Annotated in this window: 3 protein-coding genes; 1 reads left to right on the top strand and 2 read right to left on the bottom strand. The window is 73.2% G+C overall.

Annotated elements, in window-relative coordinates; translation table 11 throughout:
- Nucleotides 1-21: 21 nt before the first annotated feature.
- Together ABD308_RS18105 and ABD308_RS18100 are read right to left on the bottom strand one after the other, a co-directional pair.
- Nucleotides 22-1,389 (bottom strand): M16 family metallopeptidase, encoded by a 1,368-nt coding sequence (locus tag ABD308_RS18105; protein WP_344335668.1) that lies wholly within the window; start codon nucleotides 1,387-1,389, stop codon nucleotides 22-24.
- Nucleotides 1,390-1,409: 20 nt separating this feature from the next.
- Nucleotides 1,410-2,765: a M16 family metallopeptidase gene (locus tag ABD308_RS18100; RefSeq protein WP_344335638.1), complete on the bottom strand. Its 1,356-nt coding sequence runs from the start codon at nucleotides 2,763-2,765 to the stop codon at nucleotides 1,410-1,412.
- A 260-nt stretch (nucleotides 2,766-3,025) separates the two neighbouring features.
- Here ABD308_RS18100 and ABD308_RS18095 point away from each other — a divergent pair, with 260 nt between their 5' ends.
- Nucleotides 3,026-5,476, top strand: coding sequence for a DNA gyrase/topoisomerase IV subunit A (locus ABD308_RS18095; RefSeq protein WP_344335636.1), 2,451 nt, complete (start codon nucleotides 3,026-3,028; stop codon nucleotides 5,474-5,476).
- The last annotated feature ends 17 nt before the right edge of the window (nucleotides 5,477-5,493 follow it).

Genomic DNA, 5,493 nt, shown 5'->3' with positions numbered 1-5,493 from the left:
CCCCTTCCCCGACCCGAGGGATCAGGCGCTGATCACGGTGACCTCACCGATGCCCAGTTCCCGCACCCGGTCCGCGAACGCGGCCGCGTCGCCGACCAGGACGGTGACCAGACGGTCCGGCGGGAAGGCGTTGACCACGGCCTCGGTGGCGGCGGCGGTCGGCAGTTCGGCCAGCCGCCGGTAGACCTCGGCCTGGAAGTCGTCGGCCAGGTGCTGCTCGACCTGGTCGGCCAGGGTGCCGGCCACCGAGCCCGCCGTCTCGTACTTCAGCGGCGCCACACCGACCAGGAACTGCACCGCCTCCGCGCGCTCCGCGTCGGTGAGCCCCTCGGCGGCCAGCGTGCGCAGGATGGTCCAGGTGTCGGCCAGCGCCGGGGCGGTGGAGGCGGTGTCCACCGAGCCGCTGATCGCCAGCAGGGCGCGCCCGCTGCCGTCGGCGGCCGAGCGCAGCGGCTGGGCGAAGGCCCGCACGCCGTAGGTGTAGCCCTTCTCCTCGCGCAGCACCCGGTCCAGCCGGGAGGTGAGGGTGCCGCCCAGGCAGTAGGTGCCGAGGATCTGCGCGGCCCAGTCCGGGTCGTGCCGGTCCGGGCCGATCCGGCCGATCAGCAGCTGGGTCTGCACCGAGCCGGGACGGTCCACGATGACCACCCGGCCGGTGTCGTCGGCGGTCACCGGCGCGTGCGCGCTCGGCTCGGCCGGCGAGCCCTTCCAGGCGCCCAGGGTGGACTCCAACAGGGCCGGCAGGTCGACGCCGGTGAGGTCGCCGACCACCACGACGGTGGTGGTGGCGGGCCGCACGTGCGCCTCGTAGAAGGCCCGGACGGCGGCCCGGTCGATCGTCTTGACCGTCTCGGCGGTGCCTGCCCGCGGGCGCGACAGCCGGTCGGCGCCGTCGAACAGCTCGGCGTACAGCGCCTTGGCGGCCCGCCGGGCCGGGTTGGCCTGCTCGTGCACGATCTCGTCCAGCCGGTTGGCGACCAGCCGCTCGATCTCGTCCTCCGGCAGCGCCGGGCTGCCCAGCGCGGCGGCCAGCAGGTCCAGGCCGCGGGCCAGCCGGGAGGCCGGGACCTCCAGCGAGACCCGGATGCACGGGTGGTCGGCGTGCGCGTCCAGGGTCGCGCCGGCCCGCTCCAGCTCGGCCGCGAACTCCTCGGCGGTGAGCGTGTCGGTGCCCTCGCTGAGCGCCCGGGCCAGGATCGAGGCGACGCCGTCGACGCCCTCCGGCTCGGCCGCGAGCGGCGCGTCGAGCAGCACGTCGACGGCCACCAGCTGCTGGCCGGGGCGGTGGCAGTGCAGCACCGTGACGCCGTTGCCGAGCGCGGCGCGCTCCGGCGCCGGGAACGCCCACGGGCTGGGGGTGCCGGGCTGGGGCTGGGGGTGGAAGGTCATGGCGGGGACGTACTCGGTGCTCATACGGCGGCGCCCTCCTCGTCGGTCTCGGCGGTGGCGGCGGTGTCGTCGGCGGTGTCCTCGGCCGGGGTCGGCTCGTACACCAGCACCGCCCTGTTCTGCGGGTTCAGCCGCGCCGCGGCGACCGCCCGCACCTCCTCGGCGGTGACGTCGAGGACCTTGGGCAGGGCGTCGTTCAGCAGCTTCGGGTCGCCGAACAGCACGGCGAAGCGGCAGAGCTCGTCGGCTCGGCCGGCCACCGTGGTGAGCCGGTCCAGCCATTCGCGCTCGATCTGCGCCTGGGCGCGCTCCAGCTCGGCCGGGGTCGGGCCGTCGGCGGCGAACCGGGCCAGCTCCTCGTCGACGGCCGTCTCGATCTGCTCGACGGTGGCGTCGCCCGAGGTCTTGACGTCCAGCCAGCCCAGGCTCGGCGCGCCGGACAGCCGCAGCAGGCCGAAGCCGGCCGCGCCGGCGGTGCGGTCCCGGCGGACCAGCCGGTTGTACAGCCGGCTCGACTCGCCGCTGCCGAGGATGGTCAGCGCCAGGTCGGCGGCGTCCGCCTCGCGGGTGCCGTCGTGCGGCAGCCGGTAGGCGGCCATCAGCGCGCGGGACGGCACGTCCTCGCGGATCAGCTCGCGCAGCTCGCGGCCGATCGACTCCGGCAGGGTGCCGTCGCGCGGCGGCTGCTTGCCGTCGTGCGCGGGGATGCTGCCGAAGTACTTCTCCACCCACGCGATGGTCTGCTCCGGGTCGATGTCGCCGACCACCGAGAGCACCGCGTTGTTCGGCGCGTAGTAGGTGCGGAAGAACGCCCGGGCGTCCTCCAGGGTGGCCGCGTCCAGGTCGGCCATCGAGCCGATCGGGGTGTGGTGGTACGGGTGGCCGTCCGGGAAGGACAGCGCGGTCAGCTTCTCGAACGCGGTGCCGTAGGGCACGTTGTCGTACCGCTGGCGGCGCTCGTTCTTCACCACGTCGCGCTGGTTCTCCATCGACGTCTCGTCGAGGGCCGCCAGCAGCGAGCCCATCCGGTCCGCCTCCAGCCAGAGCGCGAGCTCCAACTGGTGGGCCGGCATGGTCTCGAAGTAGTTGGTGCGCTCGAAGCTGGTGGTGCCGTTGAGCGAACCGCCGGCGCCCTGGACCAGCTCGAAGTGACCGTTGTTGGAGACGTTGGCGGAGCCCTGGAACATCAGGTGCTCGAACAGGTGGGCCAGCCCGGTGCGGCCCTTCACCTCGTGCCGGGAGCCCACGTCGTACCAGAGGCAGACCGCGGCCACCGGGGTCAGGTGGTCCTCGGAGAGGACGACGCGCAGGCCGTTGGCCAGGCGGTGCTCGGTGATGGCGATGCCTCGCTGGGAGGCGGGGGCCGGGTTGGCCATGCGCTCGGGTCCTTCCCGTCGTCGAAGTCGGGGTTCGTGTGGCGTCCCCCATTGTGGTGCAACGCGCGAACGGCGCGGACGTGTCCGCGCGGAAGCGGCGTTCGCCAGGGGCGGAAGAGGGGCGCTGGCCGGGACTGTCATCGGGAGGGTCCACAATGGGGGCGCCGAGCCCTGTTGACAGAACCGCCGACAGCTCCGGCCAAACCGCGCCGACGAGACGTGGACGAGACGCAAGCGAGACGTAAGGGAGCCCCGCCGCGATGGCCCGCCGCAGTTCGCAGACCCCGCCCCCCGGAGACTTCGAGGAGCGCATCCTCGACGTCGACGTCGTGGACGAGATGCAGGGCTCGTTCCTCGAGTACGCCTACTCCGTCATCTACTCCCGGGCCCTCCCGGACGCCCGCGACGGCCTCAAGCCGGTGCACCGCCGCATCCTGTACCAGGCCAACGAGATGGGCCTGCGCCCGGAGCGCGGCCACGTCAAGTGCGCCCGCCTGGTCGGCGAGGTGATGGGCCGGCTGCACCCGCACGGCGACGCCTCCATCTACGACTCGGTCGTCAGGATGGCCCAGCCGTTCTCCATGCGGCTGCCGCTGATCGACGGCCACGGCAACTTCGGCTCGCTCGGGAACGACGACCCGCCGGCCGCGATGCGCTACACCGAGTCCCGGCTCACCGCCGCCTCGATGGCCATGGTCGAGTCGATCCACGAGGAGACCGTCGACTTCGGGCCCAACTACGACGGCAGCGAGCAGGAGCCGCTCGCGCTCCCGGCCGCCTTCCCCAACCTGCTGGTCAACGGCGCCACCGGGATCGCCGTCGGCATGGCCACCAACATGCCGCCGCACAACCTCTCCGAGGTCGTCGCCGCCGCCCGCCACCTGATCAAGCACCCGAACGCCGACCTCGACACCCTCATGCGGTTCGTCCCCGGCCCGGACCTGCCCACCGGCGGACGGATCGTCGGCCTCTCCGGCATCCGGGACGCCTACGAGTCCGGCCGCGGCACCTTCAAGATCCGCGCCACCACGAGCATCGAGGCGGTCACCGCCCGCCGCAAGGGCATCGTGGTCACCGAGCTGCCGTACAACGTCGGCCCGGAGAAGGTCATCTCCAAGATCAAGGACCTGGTCAACGCCAAGAGGCTCCAGGGCGTCGCGGACGTCAAGGACCTCACCGACCGCGAGCACGGGCTGCGCCTGGTCATCGAGGTCAAGAACGGCTTCGTGCCGGAGGCCCTGCTGGAGCAGCTCTACAAGCTGACGCCGATGGAGGAGACCTTCGGCATCAACAACGTGGCGCTGGTCGACGGCCAGCCGCTCACCCTCGGCCTCAAGGAGCTGCTGGAGGTCTACGTCGACCACCGCTTCGAGGTGGTCCGCCGGCGCAGCGACTTCCGCCGCCGCAAGCGCCAGGAGCGGCTGCACCTGGTCGAGGGCCTGCTGGTCGCGCTGGTCGACATCGACGAGGTCATCGCGATCATCCGGTCCAGCGACAACGCCGCCCAGGCCAAGGAGCGCCTGATGGAGCGCTTCTCGCTGTCCGAGACGCAGACCGCGTACATCCTGGACACCCCGCTGCGCCGGCTCACCCGCTTCGACCGGGTCGAGCTGGAGCAGGAACAGGCCAAGCTGACCTCCGAGATCGCCGACCTGACCGAGATCCTGGAGTCGGACAGCAAGCTGCGCAGCGTGGTCTCCGGCGAACTCGGCGCGGTCGCCAAGCAGTTCGGCACCGAACGACGCACCGTCCTGTTGGAGGCCGGCGCCGCGCCGGCCGCCAACCTGACCGTCCCGCTGGAGGTCGCCGACGACCCGTGCCGGGTGCTGCTCTCCTCCACCGGCCTGCTCGCCCGCACCGCCGACGGCGAGCCGTTCGAGCTCTCCGAGAAGCGCGCCAAGCACGACGTGATCGTCTCCGCGGTGCCCAGCACCGCCCGCGCCGACGTCGGCGTGGTCACCTCGGCCGGCCGGGTCCTGCGACTGCCGGTCATCGACCTGCCGGCTCTGCCGCCCACCCCCTCGCCGACGCTCGCCGGCGGCGCCGCGGTCACCGAGTTCCTCCGGCTGGAGGCCGACGAGCGGGTCCTCGCGCTGACCACCCTGGACGAGTCCTCCCCCGGCCTGGCACTCGGCACCGCGCAGGGCGTCGTCAAGCGGGTGGTCCCCGAATGGCCCGCCAACAAGGACGAGTTCGAGGTGATCGCGCTCAAGGACGGCGACGAGGTGGTCGGCGCGGTCGAGCTGCGCACCGGCGAGGAGGACCTCGTCTTCATCGTCTCCGACGCCCAGTTGCTGCGATACCCCGCCGGACAGGTCCGCCCGCAGGGCCGCCCGGCCGGCGGCATGGCCGGCATCAAGCTCGCGGACGGCGCCCGGGTGCTCTCCTTCACCGCCGTCGACCCGGCCGCCGACGCGGTGGTCGTCTCGGTGGCCGGCGCCTCCGGCACCCTGACCGGCGAGGCCCAGTCCTCCTGGAAGGTCACCCCCTTCGAGCAGTACCCCCGCAAGGGGCGCGCCACCGGCGGCGTCCGCTGCCAGCGCTTCCTGCGCGGCGAGGACGCCCTCGCCTTCGCCTGGGCCGGCCCCGCCCCCGCCCGCGCCGCCACCGCCAAGGGCGCCCCGGTCGACCTCCCCGACCGCGACCCCGACCGCGACCGCTCCGGCACCCCCGTCACCACCCCCATCACCACCGTCGCCGGCCCCGCCTGACCCACCACACCCCCGCA

Origin of the sequence: Kitasatospora putterlickiae, assembly GCF_039527695.1 — a bacterium.
In the GTDB taxonomy this organism is placed as follows: domain Bacteria; phylum Actinomycetota; class Actinomycetes; order Streptomycetales; family Streptomycetaceae; genus Kitasatospora; species Kitasatospora putterlickiae.
The sequence above is the reverse complement of the archived record's forward strand: the minus strand, read 5'-3'. Positions and strand labels throughout refer to the sequence as shown.